The following is a 20,628-nucleotide window of genomic DNA, read 5'->3' on the forward strand; positions in this document are numbered from 1 at the left end:
GTTATTACCGTCCGGTTGTCTTCCCTTGCATCGGTCGGGCACGCTTTAGCGGTGACGACGCACGGCGATCCCGCCACCCGTTCCGGTGCGCCCGCCGTCGCAGCCCGCGCCGACCCGCCGGACGCCGCGGAGGAGCCGCCCGCCACCACCGGGGACGACAGCCTCCCCGGCGCACTGTCGGGCCTCCGGGAGGCGATCGGCGCGACCCGGTATCCCCTCGCGCTGCCCTCTGCCAACTCTGCCCGGCACACCGCCACCGCACTCACCGACCAACTCGACGACTACCTGCTGCCCCGGCTCGCCCGGTTGGACGCCCCACTGCTCGTGGTGGTCGGCGGCTCCACCGGCGCGGGTAAGTCGACCCTGGTCAACAGCCTGGTCAAGGCCCGGGTCAGTGCCGCCGGCGTGCTCCGGCCGACCACCCGCTCCCCGGTGCTGGTCTGCAACCCGTCGGACGCGGCCTGGTTCCGGCAGGGTGACCTCCTGCCCGGGCTGACCCGCACCACCGAGCCGAGCGGCGATCCGCGCGCCCTGCACCTCGTCACCGCCCCGGCCCTGCCCGCCGGGCTGGCCTTCCTCGACGCGCCCGACATCGACTCGGTCGTCGACGCCAACCGGGCGCTCGCCACCCAACTGCTGGCCGCCGCCGATCTGTGGCTCTTCGTCACCACCGCCGCCCGGTACGCCGACGCGGTGCCCTGGGAGCTGCTGCGCAGTGCCCGGGCGCGCGGCGCGGTGATCGCCATGGTGCTGGACCGGGTGCCCGCCGAGGCCACCGACGAGATCGCCGCGCACCTGACCGAGATGCTCACCGAGCAGGATCTCGGCCGGGCGCCGCTGTTCGTGTTGCCCGAGACCTGGGTCGACGGTCAGGGGCTGCTGCCCGAGGGAGTCACCGCCCCACTGGCCGACTGGTTCGCCCGGTTGGCCGCCGACGTGGACGCGCGGGCGGCGGTGGTCCGCCAGACCCTCGACGGGGCGCTGGCGGCACTCCATCCCACCGTGGAAGATCTGGCCGACGCCGCCGACGAACAGCTCGCCGCCGCCGACGGGCTGGACGAACGGGTCCGGGCCGCGTACCGGGGTGCCGAGCGCACCGTCGAGCAGGGGCTCCAGGACGGCCGGCTGCTCCGGGGTGAGGTGCTCGCCCGCTGGCAGGAGTTCGTCGGCACCGGCGAGCTGTTCCGCACGCTGGAGGCACGGATCGGCCGCCTGCGGGACCGGGTCGTGGCCGCCGTCACCGGTCGGCCGGCGCCCGCCGCCGAGCTGCGCAACGCCATCGAGTCGCAGCTGGTGACGCTGCTGCGCGGGGTGGCCTCGGAGGCTGCCGAATCCGCGTACACCGGGTGGAACGCACACCCGGCCGGCGCCGGGCTGCTCGACCCGGCGCTCGCCCACCCGAGCGACGACCTACCCGAACGCGCCGAGCGCATGGTCCGGGACTGGCAGCGCGGAGTGCTGGAGCTGGTCCGGGTCGAGGGCGGTGACAAGCGGTTCGTGGCCCGCACCGCCGCGTACGCGGTGAACGCCACCGGGCTGGCCGTGATGATCGCCGTCTTCGCCTCCACCGCGTTCATCCCGACCGGGCTGGAGCTGGCCACCGGGGCCGGCACCACTGTCGCCGCGCAGGCCGTCCTCCAGGCGATCTTCGGCGACCAGGCGGTGCGTACCCTCGCCGCCAAGGCCCGCACCGACCTGCTGGAGCGGGTGCGGACGCTGCTCGACACGGAGGCCGACCGGTTCTTGAGCCGTACCGCCGACGCACGCCCCGCCGAGGACGCCGGCGACGGGCTGCGCCGGGCCGCCGGCCGGGTCGAGCTGGCCCGGCACCGCAGCGGCCTGTCCGTCGCCGACGAGGAGGGTTCCCGGTGAGCAACATCGCCGGCCGGGTACGCGAGGTTTTCCGCGGGGATCAGCGGGTCGACGCCGACGCGCTGATCGCCCGCCTGGACGCGGTACGCCGGTTCCTGACCGCCGTGGACGGTCTGCTGCCGGACGCCGACCTGGTGCCCGCGCACACAGTGGTCGAACGGGCCGGCACCCGGCTCGCACTGTCCCGGGACCACACAGTGGTCGCCCTGGCCGGTGCCACGGGCAGCGGCAAGTCCAGCCTCTTCAACGCATTGGCCCAACTGGAACTCTCGCCGGTCGGGGTCCGCCGGCCGACCACCGGCGTCACCCACGCCTGCGTGTGGGGGCCTCTGGAGGGCGCCAACCATCTGCTCGACTGGATCGGCGTACTGCCCCGACACCGTTTCGTCCGGGAGAGCGCCCTGGACGCCGACGACGAGACGGCCCTGCACGGGCTGATCCTGCTCGACCTGCCCGACTTCGACTCCGTGCAGCGATCGCACCGGCTCGAGGTGGACCGACTCCTGGGCCTGGTCGACCAGGTGGTCTGGGTGGTCGACCCACAGAAGTACGCCGACCGGGTCATCCACGACAGCTACCTGCGCGAGTTCCACAGGCACCGCGAGGTGACAGTGGTCGTGCTCAACCAGGCCGACCGGCTGCCCCCGGCCGAGGTGCCCCGGGTCCTGGACGACCTGCGTCGGCTGCTCGACACGGACGGGCTGACCGGGGTGCCCCTGCTGGCCACCACCGCCATCGATCCGGCCGGGATGGTCGGGCTGCGCAACGCGCTGGAGCGCACTGTCGCCGAGCGGCAGGCCGCGTTGCGCCGGCTCGCGGGTGACGTCGACACTGTCGTCGCCGGCTTGGACGAGCTGGTCGGTTCGGCCCGGCCGGCGGACGGGCCGGACGACACAGCCGTCAACGGGCTGAACCGGGCGCTGGCCGGGGCGGCCGGGGTGCCGGCGGTGACCGAGGCCGTGGAGCGGGCGTACCGGCACCGGGCCGGCGCGGCCACCGGCTGGCCCGTGGTGCGGGGCTGGCGGCGGTTGCGGCCCGACCCGCTGCGTCGGCTGCACCTGCCCGGCCCGACCGGCGACCAGGCCGACCCGGCGGAGAGCCTGGTCGCGGCCACCTCGGTACCGGACCCGACGGCCGCCCAGCGCTCGGCGCTCGGCCTCGCCATCCGCGCGGTGGCCGACCGGGCCGCCGGTGACCTGCCCGCCGCCTGGCCCGGCGCGGTGACCTCCGCCGCCCGGTCCCGCCTCGGCGACCTGCCGGACGCCCTGGACCGCACGATCGCCGGCACCGACCTCGGCCTCGACCGTCGCCCGCTGTGGTGGCGGGTCGTCGGCGGTGTGCAGTGGTTGGTCACCCTCGCCGCCGTGGTCGGGCTGGGCTGGCTGGTGCTCGGCTACGCGCTGCGGGCGCTCGGCCTGCCCGCGCTGGACAACCCGATGGTCGGCCAGGTGCCGCTGCCGACCGTGCTGCTGCTCGGCGGCCTGCTGGCCGGGCTGCTGGTGGCGGCGTTGACCCGGCCGGTGGTGCGCTGGGCCGCCCGGCGCGCCCGGGCCCGGGCCGACCAGCGGCTGACGGCGCGGGTCGCCCAGGTGGGCGACGAGTACGTGCTGACACCGGTACGGATCGTGCTCGGCTCGTACGCGCAGGCACGCGACGCGCTGCGGGACGCCGCACGCCGCTGACGCTCCGCGCGGCTCGCTACCGCTCTGCGTACGCCTCAGGCGGCGTAGGGTCGGAGCATGGCCACGCCTCAGACCCCCTACGACGCGGTGCTGCACGCCGCACGCGACGTGACCAAGCTGGAGTCCGCCCTCGACGCCGAGATGCTCGGCAGCGCCCTGCTGGGCAGTGTCTACGCGATCGCGGAGACCGACCGCGACGCCGCCGTACGGGAGTTCGTCACCGGCTTCCTCGCCGCCACCGCCCGCCGCAGGGTCACGGCGGCGACCACCATCCGGCAGGTCTTCGCCACGCTCGTCCCGACCGCCGAGGGCACCGATCGGGTGCGCCCGGGCAGCCAGGCGCCCACCTGGACGGCCCAGCTCGGCCGGGTGCACCTCACCGGCACCTGGGCGTACGGAGACGTGTACGGCGACCAGACCTCCTACCTCGCGACCTTCGCCTACGACGACGAGTCGGGCGGCTCGGAGCACGCGTTGGTGGCCCTGGTGGACCACAACATCGGGATCACCAAGGACATTTTCGTGGGCGGGCCGGCCGAACGGATCCTGGACCAGGTCCGGCAGATGTGCGCCGACGACGAGCTAACCTGGTTCCGTACCGAAGATCCAGCCCGGTTCCGGGGCGAGGTGGCTCGCCATCTGGCGGTCACCGACGACCTGGGCGAGTTGCCCGGCGAGGGGTCACTCGCCACCGACCGAGCGTTGGTCGGGGCCAGGCTGGCGATACTGCCCACCGCGGCCGACCCGACCGGTCCGGCGGAGGTCGAGCCACTCTCCGCTGCCGAGCGCACCGACCTGGTCCGACGGTTCCTCGCCGCGCCGGAGGCCGCCCGCTTCGGGCTGGACGCCGTCGACGGCCCGGAGTTGGCCTCCCTGCACTTCTGCCTGAGCCTGCTGCTGGACCACTCGGCGAGCTTCCCGGACGCCGATCCGATGCGCTGGAGTCCCGCGGTGTCCGGGCTCTTCCTACTCGACTGGGTGCACCGCCGGGCCGTGCTGGACATGGACGACGCGGCGATGCTCCCCCGGGTGCTGCGGGCCTGGGCGCGGTACGCGTCGCGCCAGCGCGGGCTGCCTGAGGCGGCGGCGACGCGCACCGACGAGGCGATCGAGGAGATGGTGCCGGAGTTCGCCCGCCTCTACTCGACCGGTGAGCGGCGCAGCGCGGCCACCGCCGCGGTGGCGCAACTGATGGCCGACGGGGTTGACCCGGACGACCCGGCCGCGCTGGACGCGTGGATCGAGGCGAACCGCCACCGCCTCGCCGACGACGGCGCGTGACGGCGTCGGAGGGTGGGCGGCTACGAGCCGCCCACCCGGGGCGGGTCAGCACAGCGGACCCTGGATCGGGCTAGCGCAGCAGGCCGAAGATCACGGCGGCGATCAGGGCGCCGAGCGCAGCTCCGGTCAGCACCTGCGCCACCGTGTGGTCCCGCAGCCGTACCCGGGACCAGCCGACCACCGCCAGCAGCGGTACGGCGACGACCAGCCGCGTCCCGAAGGTCAGCATCAGGATGACCAGCGTGCCGGCGGCCACCGCCGAGTGGATCGACATCTTCCACCAGTGGCTGACCGACACAGCGACGACGAGGCCGACGAGGCCGGACACCGCCAGTGCCAGCACCGGGCGGGGCGCGCCGAGCACGGCGAGAAGGGCGAGCCCCGCCGCGACCGAACCGAGGCCGACCAACAGCGGCGCCCGGCGCTGCTCCCGGCGGCCGACGTGGTGGTCGGTGAGCCGGCCACGGCGTACCCCGCCGACGATGTAGGCGAACGGAATGCCGGTGACGAAGAGAGTGGCGAGCAGACCCCAGACGAGGCCCTGACCGGGGCGGCTGGCGCTGTGCCAGCTCACCGTGATGATCAGCAGCGACACGAGCACCGCCGGGGCGGTCACCTCGGTGACCAGCCGGGCGATCCGCAACCCCGGGCCGGGCCTGGTGGTGACCGGGCGGGGTTCCGCACCGCCGCCCACGCCGCCCCCTCCGGTACGCGCCTACCGCCGGACGCCGCCGGACGGGCCGCGCCTGATCGTCACCGTACCGTCGGAGACACCGCCGGGTACGTCGGTCCGGCCAGTGGCACCGGGCTGACGCGGGGCTTCGAGGCGACGGCCGACGGCGACGGGACCGCCGGGCTGGGTCGGCGGGTCGGTATCGCGGGCGGCGTGGGTGTGGGGGCCGGGACGGACCGGGTGCTGGTCGGCACGGCGGTCGCGGTCGCGTCGTCGGTCGGCGTGGGTGTCGGCCCCAGCGTCGGGTCCAGCGTGGGCGTCGGGTCCACCGTCAGGGTCGGGCTCGGATCGGGATCGGCCGAGTCGGTCGGGTCCGGGTCGGTCGGGTCCGGGCCCGGCGGATCGGTCGGGTCCGGGTCGGTGGGGTCCGGGCCCGGCGGATCGGTGGGGTCCGGGTCGGTGGGGTCCGGGCCTGGCGGATCGGTCGGGTCGGGGTCGGTCGGGGGTGGCGGAACGACGGGCGGGGGTACCGGCGGCGAGGTGCTCCGCGTCGGTCTCGGTGCCACCGGCGGGGCGGTCGTCCGCCGGGCGGGCCCGGGGTCGGCAGCGGCGGAGCCTTCCCGTGGACGCGACGGAGCGGCCGGCAGCCAGCCGCTGGTCGGGCCGACGCTGGGTGTGCCGAGCGGGGGAAGCGGTGGTTGGGTGGTCACCGGCATTGGGATCACCACCGGCCCGACGGACGGGGTCGGCATGAACGGGGTGCTGCTGTCCGGTAGGGCGGTGCTGCCCGGGGTGGCCGAGCCCGCGCTGATCGCGGCGAGGATGGGCATCGACGCCGTGCCGGCCAGCAGCGCGACGGTGAGCAGGTAACCGCGGGAGGGGCCACCCGCGCCGGGGGCCCGGTGGACACCGACCACCCGGCGATAGCCGCCAGCCGACCGGTGCCGACCAAGCGCTGGTGTGCCGGGACCGTCACCTGGCTCGTACACCGCACACCCCTAGTCGTCGGCCGTCGGAGGACATGGATGGACGCCGCCCGGGGGCAAAAACCCGACAAACAACCCGATAGGCGCGATCCTGCGGGAATCAGCCTCGCCCAGTCACAGTGGGTCAGCCAACCTCCACCGCGTGTCGACACGCGGTGCTGCCCGAACGGTGACGAATCGTGCCGCAACGCATGGGAAACGCGGGCCGGCATGATGGCGACAAACGGCGTCAAAGCAGGGGCGGCCGGATTGCGGAGGCAGGCGTACTGTGGGCGCGCTCACCTGCTCTGCGAATATGGAGCACGACGGCAACGCAGCCGTGACCTCCGCGCACCCTCGCGGCAGGCGCGGTTGAGCGCCGGCGCTCCCGATCCGGGTTCGGCCAGAACCCGGATCACGCCGTGCGGCAACCCCCACCGGGGCTAGGCGCGGCCGCCAGGAACCGGTCCGGCAGCAGCCGGGCAGGCGCACGAGTTGCGCGGCCGGGTGACCCCCCGGTGCCGACGCAGACACGACAGGGAGAGACCGATGGCAAAGGGCGACCCCGGGGGCACCACCCGCAGCAGGCGGGCTGCATCCCGCTCCAGAAAGGGCGCGGCCGGCGACCCCGCGCTGGTGCAGCTACTCACCCCCGACGGCGAGCGGATCGACAGCGCCACCGGGCCGGACGGCACCGAGTACCGCGTCGACTTCACCGACGAGGAATACCGCGGTCTCTACCGGGACCTGGTGCTGGTCCGGAAGCTGGACGCCGAGGCGACCGCTCTCCAGCGTCAGGGCGAGCTGGGCCTCTGGGCCAGCCTGCTCGGCCAGGAGGCCGCCCAGGTCGGCTCCGGGCGGGCGCTGCGTACCCAGGACATGGCCTTCCCGACCTACCGGGAGCACGGCGTCCTCTACTGCCGGGGCATCGACCCGATCATGCCGCTCGGCCTGTTCCGCGGCGTCGACCAGGGCGGCTGGGACCCGAACGAGTTCAAGTTCAACATGTACACCATCGTCATCGGCGCGCAGACCCTGCATGCGACCGGCTACGCGATGGGGATCACCATCGACGGCAAGACCGGCACCGACGACGGCGAGGCGGCGATCGCCTACTTCGGCGACGGCGCCACCAGCCAGGGCGACGTGAACGAGGCGTTCGTCTGGGCCAGCGTGTTCAACGCGCCGCTGGTCTTCTTCTGCCAGAACAACCAGTACGCGATCTCCGAGCCGCTGGAGCGGCAGACCCGTGTCCCGCTCTACCAGCGGGCCGCCGGCTTCGGCTTCCCAGGCGTACGGGTGGACGGCAACGACGTGCTCGCCACGTACGCGGTCACCCGCACCGCGCTGGACAACGCCCGCCTCGGGCAGGGCCCGAGCCTGATCGAGGCGTACACCTACCGGATGGGTGCGCACACCACCTCCGACGACCCGACCCGCTACCGCATTGCCAGCGAGGTCGAGGCGTGGCAGGCCAAGGACCCGATCGCCCGGGTCAAGGCCTTCCTGGAGAAGCAGCAGATCGCCGACGCGGGCTTCTTCGCCGAGGTCGACGAGCAGGCCCGCCGCGAGTCGGTGCACCTGCGCGAGCGGGTGCTCGAGATGCCGAACCCGGAGCCGGTGACGATGTTCGACCACGTCTACCCCAACGGGTCTCCGCTGCTCGACGAGCAGCGCGCGAAGTTCAGCCGCTACATGGAGTCGTTCGAGGGGAGCGCCCACTGATGGCCACGGAGACGCTCACCATCGGCAAGGCCCTCAACACCGGTCTGCGCCGCGCCCTGGAGAACGACCCCAAGGTCATCATCATGGGCGAGGACGTCGGCAAGCTCGGCGGCGTCTTCCGGATCACCGACGGTCTCCAGAAGGACTTCGGCGACCAGCGGGTGATCGACACCCCGTTGGCCGAGTCCGGCATCATCGGCACCGCTGTCGGTCTGGCCATCCGCGGCTACCGGCCGGTCTGTGAGATCCAGTTCGACGGCTTCGTCTACCCCGCGTACGACCAGATCGTGTCGCAGGTGGCGAAGATGCACTACCGCTCGGGGGGCAGGCTCAGCATCCCCATGGTGATCCGGATCCCGTTCGGCGGCGGCATCGGCGCTGTCGAGCACCACTCCGAGTCGCCGGAGGCGTACTTCGCGCACACCGCCGGCCTGAAAGTGGTGACCTGCTCCAACCCGCAGGACGCGTACGTGATGATCCAGCAGGCCATCGCCTCGGACGACCCGATCGTCTTCCTGGAGCCCAAGCGGCGCTACTGGGAGAAGGGCCAGGTCGACCTGGACGCGCCGCTGTCCGACGCGTACCCCCTGCACTCGGCCCGGGTCGTGCGGCCCGGCACCGACGTCACCGTGCTGGCCTACGGCCCGATGGTGCGGACCTGCCTGGAGGCGGCGACCGCCGCCGCCGAGGACGGCCGGGAGCTGGAGGTCATCGACCTGCGCTCGCTCTCGCCGCTGGACCTGACCGCGGCGTACGAGTCGGTGAAGCGCACCGGCCGTGCGGTCGTGGTGCACGAGGCACCGTCCAACATCGGCCTCGGCGCCGAGTTGGCCGCCCGGATCACCGAGGAGTGCTTCTACTCCCTGGAGTCGCCCGTGCTGCGGGTGACCGGCTTCGACACCCCCTACCCGGCCGCCCGGGTGGAGGAGGAGTACCTACCCGACCTCGACCGGGTGCTCGATGCCGTCGACCGCACCTTCGGCTGGTGAGCGACATGTCCCGGATCAAGACGTTCAACCTGCCCGACCTGGGCGAGGGGCTGACCGAGGGCGAGATCCTGGCCTGGCTGGTCAAGGTCGGCGACACCATCGAGCTGAACCAGCCGATCGTCGAGGTGGAGACGGCGAAGGCGGCCGTGGAGATCCCGGCGAAGTGGGCCGGCCAGGTGCAGGCGATCCACCACCCGGAGGGCACCACTGTCGAGGTCGGTACGCCGATCATCGCGATCGACACCGACCCGGGTGCCGGGCCGCTGGAGGCGCAGTCGACCACGGCCACGCCCAGCGGCGATCTGCCCACCCCGTCGGCTGCCTCGCTGGCGGCGGTGGAGGTGGCACCGGCCGAGGGCATGATCGAGCCCGGCCTGATCGGCGGTGCGGCCCCGGGCGGGCGGACGGCGGTGCTGGTCGGCTACGGCCCGCGTACCACCGCCGCGAAGCGCCGCCCCCGCAAGGGAGCGGTCCCGGCGCAGGCCGTGGCGCCGGTCACCACCCCTGCTGGGGTCGATCATGGAGTTGTGGTGGGTGACAAACCAGCCGCCACCTCCACGATTCCGGCACCAGAGGTCCATGATCGACGCGGTGGGGCGAGTGGCGGCGGGGCGGTGCTGGCCAAGCCGCCGGTGCGCAAGCTCGCCAAGGATCTCGGGGTCGACCTTGGCACGTTGACCGGGTCGGGGCCGCTTGGCTCGATCACCCGGGAGGACGTGCAGCAGGCGGCGAGCGGTGCGAGCGTGGTGGTTGCCGAGCCGATCGCGGCGACGACAGCGCCCAGCTTCGGCGCGGACCGGGAGCAGCGCATCCCGGTCAAGGGCGTCCGCAAGCTGACCGCCGAGAACATGTCCCGCTCGGCGTTCACCGCCCCGCACGTGACGGAGTTCCTGACCGTCGACGTGACCCGGGCGATGAAGGCCCTGGACCGGCTGCGTGGCCGGCGGGAGTGGCGCGACGTACGGGTCTCGCCGCTACTGCTGGTGGCGAAGGCGGTGCTGCTGGCGGTGCAACGGCATCCAATGGTCAACTCGACCTGGGCGGGCGACGAGATCGTGGTCAAGGAGTACGTCAACCTCGGCATCGCGGCGGCCACCGAGCGCGGTCTGATCGTGCCGAACGTCAAGGACGCCGGCCGGCTCTCGCTACGGGAGTTGGCGGACGCGCTGACCGACCTGGTGCAGACGGCGAAGTCCGGCCGCACCTCGCCGGCGGCCATGTCCGGCGGCACCCTGACCATCACCAACGTCGGCGTGTTCGGGGTGGACACCGGCACACCGATCCTGCCGCCGGGCGAGTCCGCGATCCTGGCCTTCGGCGCGGTGCGGGAGATGCCCTGGGTGCACAAGGGCAAGGTCAAGGTTCGCCAGGTCACCACGCTGGGGCTGAGCTTCGACCACCGGATCATCGACGGTGAGCTGGGCTCGAAGTTCCTGCGGGACGTCGGGGACTTCCTCACGGATCCGGAGGCGGCGCTGCTCGCCTGGACCTGATCGTTCGAACGCCAGCCACGGCCGGTGTGCCACGGGTTAACGCCCGGCACACCGGCCGTGTCCGTTGGGCGACGAAACCATCGGCCAGGTGGCCTGTTGACCTTTGATTGTTAGGCAGGTGTCCCAGCTCACCTAATAATCGATGGAAGTTCGCCGGCTTCTGCTGTTGAATAGAGGCATCAGGGGCTGACAACCGAATAGCTAGGGGGACCCACCAATGAGCATGATCGAGCGAATCCGCAACCACCGCGACGCGACCCGCCGCGCCCGTGCCATCGAGCACGCGCTGCGCTCGGCGAACTCGCCGGCGGTTCGCGAGGAGATCCTCGTCATCGCCCAGCGTCACATGAGCTGACGCTCCACGACATTCCTCACCTCCTCCAGATCGATGGCCCACCCGGCCCACCGGGTGGGCCATCGGCGTTTCCCAACCACCACCACCGGGATTCCGCCCTGCCGCAGCGCCCGGTACGGTGGGCTTCGGTCGCCGCCCGCCGACCCGGCAGAGGCCGAGCCGACAAAGCTGCTCGACATCAACCGGCCACGGTGAGTGACGGCCAGTGCTCCTTGGACGTGTCGTGCCACCACCCGATACCGTGCGGGGAGCCGGCACAGCGGTACGCCGGTGACGCCGGCAGCCACGCCGAGGAGACCGATCGGCACCGGCGAGCCGACATGTGATGGAGGAGGCGCACCCATGACGTCCGAGGGCCCGCACCGCCCCGGCCAAGAGCCGGACGAGGTGTCACCGGGCGCCGGCGGACCGGCGCCGTACGGCGACCGCCCGGCGCAGCCGGACAACGGCCAGAACGCCGCCGGCCCCGACCTGGGCTGGGCACCCCCGCCCCCGACGCGGCCCAGCCCGTCGACGCCGGCATGGGCGACCCAGTCCGAGCAGCCGCCGGCCCCCGCCTGGGGTGCCGCCGCCGCTGGGCAGCCCAACGACCCGGCGCAGCCCGCCTGGGCCGCCGGCGGTGGCGCGAGCGAGCCGCCGCAGCAGCAGCCCGGCGCGTGGCCCGGCAACGACAGCACGCCGGCCCCGGCGCAGCCCGACCCCTGGGCCGCGCAGCAGCAGGGCTGGACGCCCGCCGAGCAGGGCGCACCCGCACCGGCCTGGACCCCGAACACCCCCGCTGAGCAGCCGGACTGGGTTCAGGCGCAGCCAGCCGCACGGGGTGCCGCGCAGGTTCCCCCGGCCACCGCCGCCTGGCCCGCCCAGGAGGACCCGGCCAGCGGCTGGGGCGGCGCGGCGCAGGCCAGCCCGCCCCCCGCCGACTGGCGGGCGACCGAATCTCCGCAATCCGATGCACCGCAGGCCGCCGGCTGGTCCGGCGGCGGCCAGCAGGACCAGGCCGCTGGCAACGGCGGCTGGCCCGCCGGCGCCGCCCGCGACGACCAGCCGGTGTGGACGCCGGCGGAGCAGTCGCCACCGACCTGGGGCCAGCCCGCCGAAGCGACCGAGCAGCCCGCCCCCGGCTGGGGTCAGGCCGCCCAGCCGAACCCGACCCGTGGCGCCGCCCAGGTCCCGGCCCCGACGACGAACTGGCCCGCGCAGGACGATCCGGCCAACTCCGGCGGGTGGGCCGCGCAGCAGCAGCAGGCGCAGCCCGCACTGTGGAACGACGGCAGCGACGCGCGGCAGGACCAGCCCGCGCGGCCGGCCGCCTGGGGTGAGGCCGAGGGCCGTCCGCAGCAGCCCGACTGGGTGCTCTCCCAACCGGAGCAGCCGACCGAGCGGCCGGAGCAGGCAGGGTGGACCCCGGCAGAGCCGAGCAACCTCCCCGCCCGCGCCAGCGCCAGCGTGCCCACCAGCGGCGGTGCGCCCAACTGGGCCAACGGACCGGACAACGCCGCCCAGGGCAACTCCGGCGGCGTGCCGGAGGTCGAGCCGTGGGCCCCCGGTGAGGTGTGGGGTCGCGCGGAGGCCGAGGCTTCCGCCCAGTCCCGCGGCGGTTGGGAGGCGGACCGAGGCGACGAGGCACCGGCCTACCAGCCCGGGCCCGCGCCGGGCATCTCCCCGGCCAACGCGGTGCCGCTGCCCCCGCAGGAGCAGCGCGTCCCGGGTGCCAGCCTGGCTGCCGTTCCGCCGGCCGACTACGCGCCCCAGGCCCAGTTCGCACCGATCCCCGAGCAGCCCGCCTACGCCGAGCGGGAGACCCCGGACGCCGCCGCCGCCCAGTACGGTGGCCGCCCCGAGGACGTCTCCGCGAGCGGCGCTGTGGTGCCCGCCCCGCGTACCTCTCCGGAGTCCGGAGCGGGCCGCGCGGTCGTACCGGTGTCGGACGCCGAGTCGGCAGCTGGCGCAGCGGCCCGGGCCACGGCGAGCGCTTCGGTGCCGCTGGCCAGCCGGGTGATGCCCCCGACCGACCAGGCCATCCGACCGACCGGCACGGCCACCCCGCAACCCCGGGTGTACGGCCGTCCGGCACGATCGGAGCCGGAGGCCGAGCCGGAGCCGGAGGCGTTCCAGGGCGACTCGGGCGCCGAGCGCCAGGGTGCTCCGGAGTGGCAGAACGACGCGCCACGGCAGGCCACGCCCGACTGGCAGCACGAGGGGCAGCGACAGATCGCTCCCGACTGGCAGAACGAGGCGCAGCGGCAGCAGTCCGCACCCGACTGGCAGAACGAGGCGCAGCGGCAGGCTGGGCCCGGCTGGGGCAGCGAGTCCCCGGCCGATCCGCGCTTCGACGACCGGCAGCCCGCACCGAACGCGTTCAACGAGGCCCCGTCGGCGCCGCCGGCGTTCCCGCCGGGTGTGCCGTCCTTCGTCGACGCCCCGGGCAACAACAGGCCGGTGAACGGCACCCGCCCGCACTCCGGTGCCGAGCCGCCGGCGGACCAGTTCGGCGGCCCCGGGTCGCCTGCCGCCGGTGCCGCCACTGTGAACGGGGCGGCGACCTTCGGTGCGCCGAACTTCGGTGGGCCGGGCTCCGGCGCGCCGGGCTTCGGTGGGCCGGCGACCGAACCGGCGCCGGGCGGCGGCTTCCCGCCGTCGTTCCCGCCACCGCCGCAGCCCGCGCCGTCCTGGGGCCAGGAGGCCGGCCAGGCGGACCAGGGCCGGTTCGACTCGTTCAAGCCGGACGCCGACGAGCCGAAGGTGGAGCCACCGACGCCGAAGGTACGCAACGGCAGGGTGCTGGCCGCGGTGCTGATCGCCGCGATGCTCATCCTGGCGGTGCCGCTCGGCCTGCTGCTGCTGCTCGGCAAGGTCGGCGGGAACGACACGCCGGCCTTCGACCCGGCGGTCGGCACCTGCGTGAAGCAGTCCGGGCAGGGCGGCGCCTCGGCGGCGGACTGCGGCGAGGCGGGCGCGTTCACGATCGTCTCGAAGGTGGACGCCAAGGAGAAGTGCACCGACACGACGCAGCCCCACGTGGTGCTGCCGGGTGAGGGCACCAACCGGGTGCTCTGCCTGAAGCCGGCCACGAAGTAGCTGCACCGCCGGCGGGGTCACGGGCAACCGTGACCCCGCCGTCGTCGTACCCGCGCCTTCTGCGTCGGGCAGAATTTGGTAGTGGAACGTGAGCTGGCGGCGGCGCTGGAGCCGATCTTGTCCGATCTTGGGAAGCCTGGCGGGGTGCAGCCCGATCTTCGCGATGAGCCGTGGCGAGAGGAACCACAGACCGCCAGTGCCTTCCTCTACGCCCCGGACGGTTCCGGCCGAGGGATCTCGATCGACCTCGGCCTACCCACCGTGACACAGGTCGTCGCGCTCGCCGACCAGGTTCAGGAGTGGGCAGTGGAGGCACTGTGGTCACTGCGCCGTGCCACCAACTGGCCGCCCTGTCCCCAGCATCCCGAGAGCCACCCCTTGGCAGCGGTAGTGCGCGCCGACCGAGCGGTCTGGATCTGTCCCACAGTTGGGACCGAGATCAGCGAGATTGGGACGTTAACTAGCTAGGGCCTATGGCGGAGTAGTTGGCCTTGGCGTCTCCCGCCAGCGCGCCGCGATCCTGGTTGACCGCCCTGACTTTCCGCCCCCGATGGAGACGTTGACCGTCGGCCGCATCTGGGACGGAGCCCAGGTCCGCGAGTACGCCGCGAAGCGCCGGGAACGCAACGAAGGCGGCGCAGGCTAGGACGCTTGTCATACGGGTCACGGCGGCTGGGCCCACGGGGCGTGGCAGGCTGGCAGGCATGGGAACGACAGCGCGTGTACGTGCCCCCGAGCTACGGGGCCGGCAGTGGCTCAACACCGGCGGCCGGAATCTCACTTTGCAGGACCTTCGCGGCAAGATCGTCATTGCGGATTTTTGGACGTTCTGTTGTATCAACTGCCTGCACGTGCTCGATGAGCTGCGCCCGCTGGAGGAGAAGTACGGCGACGTGCTCGTCGTGATCGGCGTGCACTCGCCGAAGTTCGAGCATGAGAAGGACGCCGACGCGCTCGCCGCCGCGGTGGAGCGGTACGGGGTGCACCACCCCGTACTCGACGATCCTGAGCTGGACATGTGGCAGCAGTACGCGGCCCGGGCCTGGCCGACCCTGTCGGTGATCGACCCCGAGGGTTACGTGGTGGCCACCATGGCCGGCGAGGGGCACGCCGAGGGGCTGGCCCGACTGATCGACGAGTTGATCGCCACCCACGAGGCCAAGGGCACCCTGCACCGGGGGAACGGCCCGTACGTCCCGCCGCCGGCACCGGAGACCGCGCTGCGCTTCCCGGGCAAGGCGGCGCTGCTGCCCAACGGCAACGTGCTGGTCTCGGACTCGGCCCGGCACTCAGTGGTCGAGGTCGACCGGGACGGCGAGACGCCGGTGCGTCGGATCGGCTCGGGTGAGCGGGGCCGGGCGGACGGGTCGGCCGAGGCGGCGACGTTCTCCGAACCGCAGGGAGTGTGTCTGCTGCCCACGCACGTCGCCGAGGTGGCCGGCTACGACCTCGTGGTGGCCGACACGGTCAACCACCTGCTCCGCGGCGTACGGCTGGAGTCCGGCGAGGTGGTCACCGTGGCCGGCAGTGGGCGGCAGTGGCGCGCCGAGGTCGACGACCACGCCCACGACGCGTTCGCCGTCGACCTCTCGTCGCCGTGGGACCTGGCCTGGTACGACGACAAGCTGATCATCGCGATGGCCGGCATCCACCAGCTCTGGTGGTTCGACCCGATCAAGCGGACCGCCGGCATGTACGCCGGCACCACAGTGGAGGCGTTGCGCGACGGCCCGCTGGCCGAGGCGTGGATGGCGCAGCCGTCGGGGCTCTCCACCTCCGCCGACGGCACCCGGCTCTGGGTGGCCGACAGCGAGTCCAGCGCCGTCCGGTACGTCGAGAACGGCGTGCTGGGCACCGCCGTCGGGCAGGGCCTGTTCGACTTCGGGCACGTGGACGGTCCGGCGGAGTCGGCGCTGCTCCAGCACCCGCTGGGCGTGTGCGCGCTGCCGGACGGCTCGGTGCTGATCGCGGACACGTACAACGGCGCGGTGCGCCGCTTCGACCCGGCCAGCAACCAGGTCTCCACCGTCGCCGACGGGTTGGCAGAGCCGAGCGACCTGGTGCTCACCCCGTCCGGTGAGGTGCTGGTGGTCGAGTCCGCCGCGCACCGGTTGACCCGGCTCGCCCCCGGTGCCCTGTCGGCGGCGGGTGCCAGCACTGTGGACGGGCCCCGGCACCGCACCGAGCGCAAGCCGACGGACGTCGCCGCTGGCGAGGTCACCCTGGACATCGTCTTCACCCCGGCGCCGGGGCAGAAGCTGGACGAGACGTACGGGCCGTCGACCCGGTTGATGGTCTCCGCGTCCCCGCCGGAACTGCTGGTGGACGGTGCCGGCACGGGCACCGAGCTGTCCCGCCGGCTGGTGCTCAACGGCGAGGTCACCGCGGGGGTGCTTCAGGTGACCGCGCAGGCGGCGACCTGTGACGCGGACGTCGAGCACGCGGCGTGCCACCTGACCCGGCAGGACTGGGGCGTACCGGTCCGGGTGGTCGACGGAGCGGTGACCCGGCTGCCGCTGGTGCTTCGCGGCCTGGACGCCTGACGCCGATCGGAGGGGCCCGCCGGGCCCCTCCGATCAGGCGAACGGGGCCACTGTGATGTCGGCGTCGATCAGGGTGGCGCGGACGAGTTCGGCGGCGGAGACCGCGCCCGGGGTGTCGCCGTGCACGCAGATCGAGTCGACCGAGCACGGGATGACGGTGCCGTCGACCGCCACCACGCTGCGTTCGGTGGCCATCCGCGCCGCCCGTTCGGCGACCTGCTCGGGGTCGGTGATCACCGCGCCGGGGGTGCCGCGCGGCACCAGCGCCCCGTTGGGCTGGTAGGCGCGGTCGGCGAACGCCTCGGCAACCACCGGCAGGCCCGCGCCCACGGCGAGTTGGGCGAGCGTCGAACCGGGAAGGCAGAGTACGGGCAGCTCGGGGTCGTAACCGCTGACGGCGGCGACCACCGCCGCCGCCTGGGACTCCTCGGTGCTGGCCGCGTGGTAGAGCGCGCCGTGCGGCTTGAGGTAGCGGACCCGGGTGCGGAACAACCGGCAGAACGCGTCCAGCGCCCCCAACTGGTAGGTCACCTCGTCGCGTAGCTCGGCGAAGTCGTACGCGATGTGCCGTCGGCCGAAGCCGGCCAGGTCCCGGTAGCCGACCTGCGCGCCCACCGCGACCCCGCGGCGCGCGGCGCCCTCGCAGACCCGCCGCATGGTGGACGGGTCGCCGCCGTGGAAGCCGCAGGCGACGTTGGCGGAGGTGACGAGGCTCAGCAGCGCCTCGTCGTCGCCGAGTCGCCAGATGCCGAATCCCTCGCCCAGGTCAGCGTTGAGGTCCATGGAATCTGACGGTAGTACCTGGCCGGGCCTGCGCGAGCGGGGTCACGTCGGTGACCACCCCGATGACGGGGTATCCACCGGTGGTCGGATGGTCCGCGAGGAAGATCAGGGGTTGTCCGTCCGCCGGCACCTGCACCGCGCCGAGCACGATGCCCTCGCTGGGGAGTTCGCCGGCCACCGCGCGGGGTAGCGCCGCGCCGGCGAGCCGCGCGCCGACCCGGTTGCTCACCGGGCTGATGGTGTACGCGCTGCCGAAGAGCCGGTCGAACGCGGTCGGCGTGAACCAGTCCCCGCGAGGACCGGGGCCCAGCGTGAGGTGCAGCTCTTCAGGCGGCGTGGGGCACACGGTCAGGTCCACCGGTGCGGGGGTGCCGACCGGATCACCGAGCGGCAGCAGGTCACCGTCCCGCAGCCGAGGCGGGCCGAGCCCGGAGAGGGTGTCGGTGGCCCGGCTACCGAGCACCGGTGACACGTCGATGCCGCCCGCCACCGCCAGCCAACTCCGTACGCCCCGTCGGGCGGGACCGATCCGCAGCACCGTCCCGGCCGGCACGGTGAGCGGGCGTCCGGTGTCACCGGGTCGGGCACCCGCCTGGACGGGGACCTCGGCGCCGGTGACCGCCACCGTGGCGGCACGGGCCAGCCGCAGGGTGCAGCCGGTCAGGGTGATCTCCAGGCCGGCCGCGTGCTCCGGATTGCCGACCAGTCGGTTGGCCAACCGCAGGGCACCCGGGTCGAGGGCGCCGGACCGGGGTACGCCCAGGTGCGCCCAGCCGGGCCGGCCCAGGTCCTGCACTGTGGTGAGCGCACCGGCGCGGAGCACCTCGATGGTGGCCGGGTGGGTCACGCCATCACGATCCGGACCGTGGTTCCCGGACCGAGTCGGGCCGGCGGGTCGGCGGCCACGTCGAACAGCACCAGGTCGGTCCGACCGACCAGCAACCAGCCGCCCGGGGAAGCGCCCGGGTAGATGCCGGCGTACGGGCCGGCCAACGCGACCGAGCCGGCCGGCACCCGGGGACGGGGCGTGGCCAGCCGGGGCAGCGCCAACTCGGCGGGCAGCCCGGTCAGGTAGGGGAATCCGGGGGCGAAGCCGCAGAAGGCAACCCGGAACCGGGTGCTGGTCAACCGGTGCCGCACTGCCGGCACGTCCACGCTCCAGTGCTCCGCCACCACCGGCAGGTCCGGCCCGTCGAAGGTGACCGGTACGACCACGTCCGCGGCGCCGTCGGCTTCGGCTGTGGTGTTGTGGGCGTCGGCGTGGGCTTTGGCTTCGGTCTCGGCGTGGGCTTTGTCGTGGGCGTGGGCTTTGGCGTCGGCCTGGTTGGGGCGGGTGATCGCGGCGGTGACGGCGGACGTCCATCGGGTCAACTGCTCGGCCGTGATGGTCGGGTCGGGCAGTCCGTCGAGCAGCACGGTCCGGGCCGCCGGCACGATCTCCACGGCGATCAGGTCGCCCCGCTCCCGACGCCGCCACAGCTCGGCCCGCCACGCTTCGACAAACGCGGCCTCCGGGATGTCGGCCACGGCTTCGGCGGTGTCGGCGGGGGCGGTGCAGTCGAGTAGCAGGGCGTGCGCCCCGACGGGTCGGATCCGCATCCGATCATCCTCGCCGATGTCGTGCCGATCCGGTGTTCACGTTGACGGTGCCGGGTGTCACCAACGCCACTACTTGCAAGTAACCTACGGTGCCGTAACCTAATTGGGTGACCACCTCCGCCCCGCTTCGCCTGAAGCCGGTCGACATCGGTAAGCCCCGGATGCGCGGCTGGCTACACACGTACGCCTTCTTCGTCGCCGTGGTCTGCGGCATCGTGCTCTGCTCGATCGCCGCCACCCGGCCGGGGTGGGCACCCCTGGTGAGCTGCCTCATCTACAGCCTGACGGTCTGCGGGCTCTTCGGCACGAGCGCGCTGTACCACCGTCGTGTGTGGTCAGAGCGCGGCTACCAGGTGATGCGCCGCATGGACCACTCGATGATCTTCGTGTTCATCGCCGGCACGTACACACCACTCTGCGCGATGCTGCTCGCGCCCCGGCCGGCCACAGTGATGCTGGCCCTGGTCTGGGGCGGCGCACTGGCCGGCGTGGCGGTCAAGGTGATCTGGCCGCACGCGCCGCGCTGGGTGTCCGCACCGCTCTACCTGGCGCTGGGCTGGGTGGCGGTGGCCATGCTGCCGGAGATCCTGCACGGGGGCGGCGTCGCGGCACTGGTGCTTCTGATCGTCGGTGGGGCGATCTACAGCATTGGCGCGGTCTTCTACGCGTTGCGCCGACCCGATCCGTGGCCGACCGTCTTCGGCCACCACGAGTTCTTCCACGCCTGCACGCTGCTGGCGGCTCTCTGTCACCACATCGCGATCTACTTCGCGCTGTTCGCCTGACCCAGACGGCCAGGACGCAGGGCGCGGCCCGAAACAGCCACGACGCAGGCGCGGCACGAAACGGCCACGGCGCAGGCGTCCGGCGAACACAGTCCGGCGCGAGGGCAGCCGGCCTCCTGGTCCCGGCAACGCCGCTCGCCGGGAACGCCATGGCGGCAGCCGCCATGATCGTGCTCAATGGATGATGTAGTGGCTTCGCTCGCCCCCGAAGGCCCTATTTCCTGGATCGAGCACGATCTTCGGCCGATCACCGTTCCCGGGATCGGGCCCGTCCTCAAGATCCGCACAACTTCGGGGAAACTGCTGCCTCGACGCGCCGCCAGGCAGCAGTTTCCCCGGAAGTGCGCGGATCTTGGCAGGGGTAGCGGGGTGCCGGCGGTCCCGTCGCACACGCACCAGCTGGGCGCACACAAGCTGGGCGCAGACGCGCGCCGGGGCCCCGCGACGCTGCGGGACCCCGGAGTGTGTGGGCGAGGATCAGACGGGTCGACCCGGCCGACGCACCTCGCGGTACTCCTGCACGACCTGGTTGTCCTGGACCGGCACGACCCGGTCGGCCACCACGCGCTCCTCGCGTACCGGCGCTGCCGCCACCGGGCGGCGGCGGCTGTTCCAGAAGTAGAGGGTGGTGAGCAGGCCGGCGACGCCGGCGAGCATCAGCACCCAGCCGACCACTGCCAGGTCCAGCCAGCCCAGGTCGGCCTCCACTGCGAAAGCGAAGATCGCGCCTAATGCGATCAAGAAGATGCTGCCACCAATGCCCATGTCTCGCTCCTCGGCTCTAACCTGGCGTACGTCGCGCCGC

Annotated in this window: 17 protein-coding genes; 11 read left to right on the forward strand and 6 right to left on the reverse strand. The window is 73.3% G+C overall.

What is annotated here, in order from left to right; genetic code table 11:
* The first annotated feature begins 51 nt into the window (after positions 1-51).
* From ACIA47_RS09815 to ACIA47_RS09825, 3 genes are read left to right on the forward strand one after another with little or no spacing between them, the layout of a single operon-like run.
* Positions 52-1,872, forward strand: a complete 1,821-nt coding sequence (locus ACIA47_RS09815) for an ABC transporter (RefSeq protein ID WP_396706904.1) — start codon at positions 52-54, stop codon at positions 1,870-1,872.
* Complete coding sequence (locus ACIA47_RS09820; RefSeq protein ID WP_396706906.1) at positions 1,869-3,554, forward strand: GTPase; 1,686 nt, start codon at positions 1,869-1,871, stop codon at positions 3,552-3,554. The genes ACIA47_RS09815 and ACIA47_RS09820 overlap by 4 nt, the downstream gene beginning before the upstream one ends.
* A 57-nt stretch (positions 3,555-3,611) precedes the next feature.
* On the forward strand, positions 3,612-4,835 hold the full coding sequence (locus tag ACIA47_RS09825) for a hypothetical protein (protein WP_396706908.1): 1,224 nt from the start codon (positions 3,612-3,614) through the stop codon (positions 4,833-4,835).
* A 70-nt stretch (positions 4,836-4,905) separates the two neighbouring features.
* On the opposite strand, the gene ACIA47_RS09830 is transcribed toward ACIA47_RS09825, so the two are convergent.
* Both ACIA47_RS09830 and ACIA47_RS09835 read right to left on the reverse strand, forming a co-directional pair.
* Positions 4,906-5,529, reverse strand: coding sequence for a phosphatase PAP2 family protein (locus ACIA47_RS09830; protein WP_396706910.1), 624 nt, complete (start codon positions 5,527-5,529; stop codon positions 4,906-4,908).
* Positions 5,530-5,588: 59 nt separating this feature from the next.
* Positions 5,589-6,497 carry a hypothetical protein gene (locus ACIA47_RS09835; RefSeq protein WP_396706912.1) on the reverse strand — a complete coding sequence of 303 codons (909 nt, stop codon included), beginning with the start codon at positions 6,495-6,497 and terminating at the stop codon, positions 5,589-5,591.
* Between the two features lie 525 nt (positions 6,498-7,022).
* On the opposite strand from ACIA47_RS09835, the gene pdhA reads away from it, so the two are divergent.
* From pdhA to ACIA47_RS09870, 7 genes are all read left to right on the forward strand, one after another.
* Positions 7,023-8,198: a pyruvate dehydrogenase (acetyl-transferring) E1 component subunit alpha gene (pdhA, locus tag ACIA47_RS09840; protein ID WP_396706914.1), complete on the forward strand. Its 1,176-nt coding sequence runs from the start codon at positions 7,023-7,025 to the stop codon at positions 8,196-8,198.
* Positions 8,198-9,187 carry an alpha-ketoacid dehydrogenase subunit beta gene (locus ACIA47_RS09845; protein ID WP_396706916.1) on the forward strand — a complete coding sequence of 330 codons (990 nt, stop codon included), beginning with the start codon at positions 8,198-8,200 and terminating at the stop codon, positions 9,185-9,187. The genes pdhA and ACIA47_RS09845 overlap by 1 nt, the downstream gene beginning before the upstream one ends.
* 5 nt (positions 9,188-9,192) lie before the next feature.
* Positions 9,193-10,680, forward strand: a complete 1,488-nt coding sequence (locus ACIA47_RS09850) for a dihydrolipoamide acetyltransferase family protein (protein WP_396707353.1) — start codon at positions 9,193-9,195, stop codon at positions 10,678-10,680.
* A gap of 217 nt (positions 10,681-10,897) precedes the next feature.
* Entirely contained in the window at positions 10,898-11,035 is a 138-nt protein-coding gene (locus ACIA47_RS09855; RefSeq protein WP_165435866.1) for a hypothetical protein, read from the forward strand.
* A 342-nt stretch (positions 11,036-11,377) separates the two neighbouring features.
* On the forward strand, positions 11,378-14,113 hold the full coding sequence (locus ACIA47_RS09860) for a hypothetical protein (RefSeq protein WP_396706918.1): 2,736 nt from the start codon (positions 11,378-11,380) through the stop codon (positions 14,111-14,113).
* An 81-nt stretch (positions 14,114-14,194) separates the two neighbouring features.
* A complete protein-coding gene (locus ACIA47_RS09865; protein ID WP_396706920.1) occupies positions 14,195-14,581 on the forward strand; it encodes a hypothetical protein in 387 nt (128 codons plus the stop codon).
* Positions 14,582-14,817: 236 nt separating this feature from the next.
* Entirely contained in the window at positions 14,818-16,656 is a 1,839-nt protein-coding gene (locus tag ACIA47_RS09870) for an NHL domain-containing thioredoxin family protein (protein ID WP_396706922.1), read from the forward strand.
* A 33-nt stretch (positions 16,657-16,689) separates the two neighbouring features.
* On the opposite strand, the gene ACIA47_RS09875 is transcribed toward ACIA47_RS09870, so the two are convergent.
* From ACIA47_RS09875 to ACIA47_RS09885, 3 genes are read right to left on the reverse strand one after another with little or no spacing between them, the layout of a single operon-like run.
* The gene (locus ACIA47_RS09875) at positions 16,690-17,439 is read right to left on the reverse strand and encodes a 5-oxoprolinase subunit PxpA (protein ID WP_203120616.1); all 750 of its coding nucleotides are present in this window, start codon (positions 17,437-17,439) and stop codon (positions 16,690-16,692) included.
* A complete protein-coding gene (locus ACIA47_RS09880) occupies positions 17,423-18,385 on the reverse strand; it encodes a biotin-dependent carboxyltransferase family protein (RefSeq protein WP_396707355.1) in 963 nt (320 codons plus the stop codon). Before ACIA47_RS09880 ends, ACIA47_RS09875 begins: the two co-directional genes overlap by 17 nt.
* Entirely contained in the window at positions 18,283-19,038 is a 756-nt protein-coding gene (locus ACIA47_RS09885; protein ID WP_396706925.1) for an allophanate hydrolase subunit 1, read from the reverse strand. Before ACIA47_RS09885 ends, ACIA47_RS09880 begins: the two co-directional genes overlap by 103 nt.
* Positions 19,039-19,145: 107 nt before the next feature.
* Here ACIA47_RS09885 and ACIA47_RS09890 point away from each other — a divergent pair, with 107 nt between their 5' ends.
* Entirely contained in the window at positions 19,146-19,823 is a 678-nt protein-coding gene (locus ACIA47_RS09890; protein ID WP_203120619.1) for a hemolysin III family protein, read from the forward strand.
* 477 nt (positions 19,824-20,300) lie between these two features.
* Here the strand turns inward: ACIA47_RS09890 and ACIA47_RS09895 are convergent, their stop codons facing one another.
* Positions 20,301-20,588, reverse strand: a complete 288-nt coding sequence (locus ACIA47_RS09895; protein WP_203120620.1) for a DUF6458 family protein — start codon at positions 20,586-20,588, stop codon at positions 20,301-20,303.
* Positions 20,589-20,628 lie beyond the last annotated feature (40 nt).

This window comes from Micromonospora sp. NPDC051227 (assembly GCF_044455385.1).
Lineage (GTDB): Bacteria > Actinomycetota > Actinomycetes > Mycobacteriales > Micromonosporaceae > Micromonospora.

What these genes read in the sequence shown, in the direction of transcription:
- ACIA47_RS09850 (WP_396707353.1), top strand. Translation starts at nt 9,193, where the DNA reads ATGTCCCGGATCAAGACGTTCAACCTGCCCGACCTGGGCGAGGGGCTG.
- ACIA47_RS09885 (WP_396706925.1), bottom strand. Translation starts at nt 19,038, where the DNA reads ATGCGGATCCGACCCGTCGGGGCGCACGCCCTGCTACTCGACTGCACC.
- ACIA47_RS09855 (WP_165435866.1), top strand. Translation starts at nt 10,898, where the DNA reads ATGAGCATGATCGAGCGAATCCGCAACCACCGCGACGCGACCCGCCGC.
- ACIA47_RS09860 (WP_396706918.1), top strand. Translation starts at nt 11,378, where the DNA reads ATGACGTCCGAGGGCCCGCACCGCCCCGGCCAAGAGCCGGACGAGGTG.
- ACIA47_RS09895 (WP_203120620.1), bottom strand. Translation starts at nt 20,588, where the DNA reads ATGGGCATTGGTGGCAGCATCTTCTTGATCGCATTAGGCGCGATCTTC.
- ACIA47_RS09870 (WP_396706922.1), top strand. Translation starts at nt 14,818, where the DNA reads ATGGGAACGACAGCGCGTGTACGTGCCCCCGAGCTACGGGGCCGGCAG.
- ACIA47_RS09845 (WP_396706916.1), top strand. Translation starts at nt 8,198, where the DNA reads ATGGCCACGGAGACGCTCACCATCGGCAAGGCCCTCAACACCGGTCTG.
- ACIA47_RS09875 (WP_203120616.1), bottom strand. Translation starts at nt 17,439, where the DNA reads ATGGACCTCAACGCTGACCTGGGCGAGGGATTCGGCATCTGGCGACTC.
- pdhA (WP_396706914.1), top strand. Translation starts at nt 7,023, where the DNA reads ATGGCAAAGGGCGACCCCGGGGGCACCACCCGCAGCAGGCGGGCTGCA.
- ACIA47_RS09825 (WP_396706908.1), top strand. Translation starts at nt 3,612, where the DNA reads ATGGCCACGCCTCAGACCCCCTACGACGCGGTGCTGCACGCCGCACGC.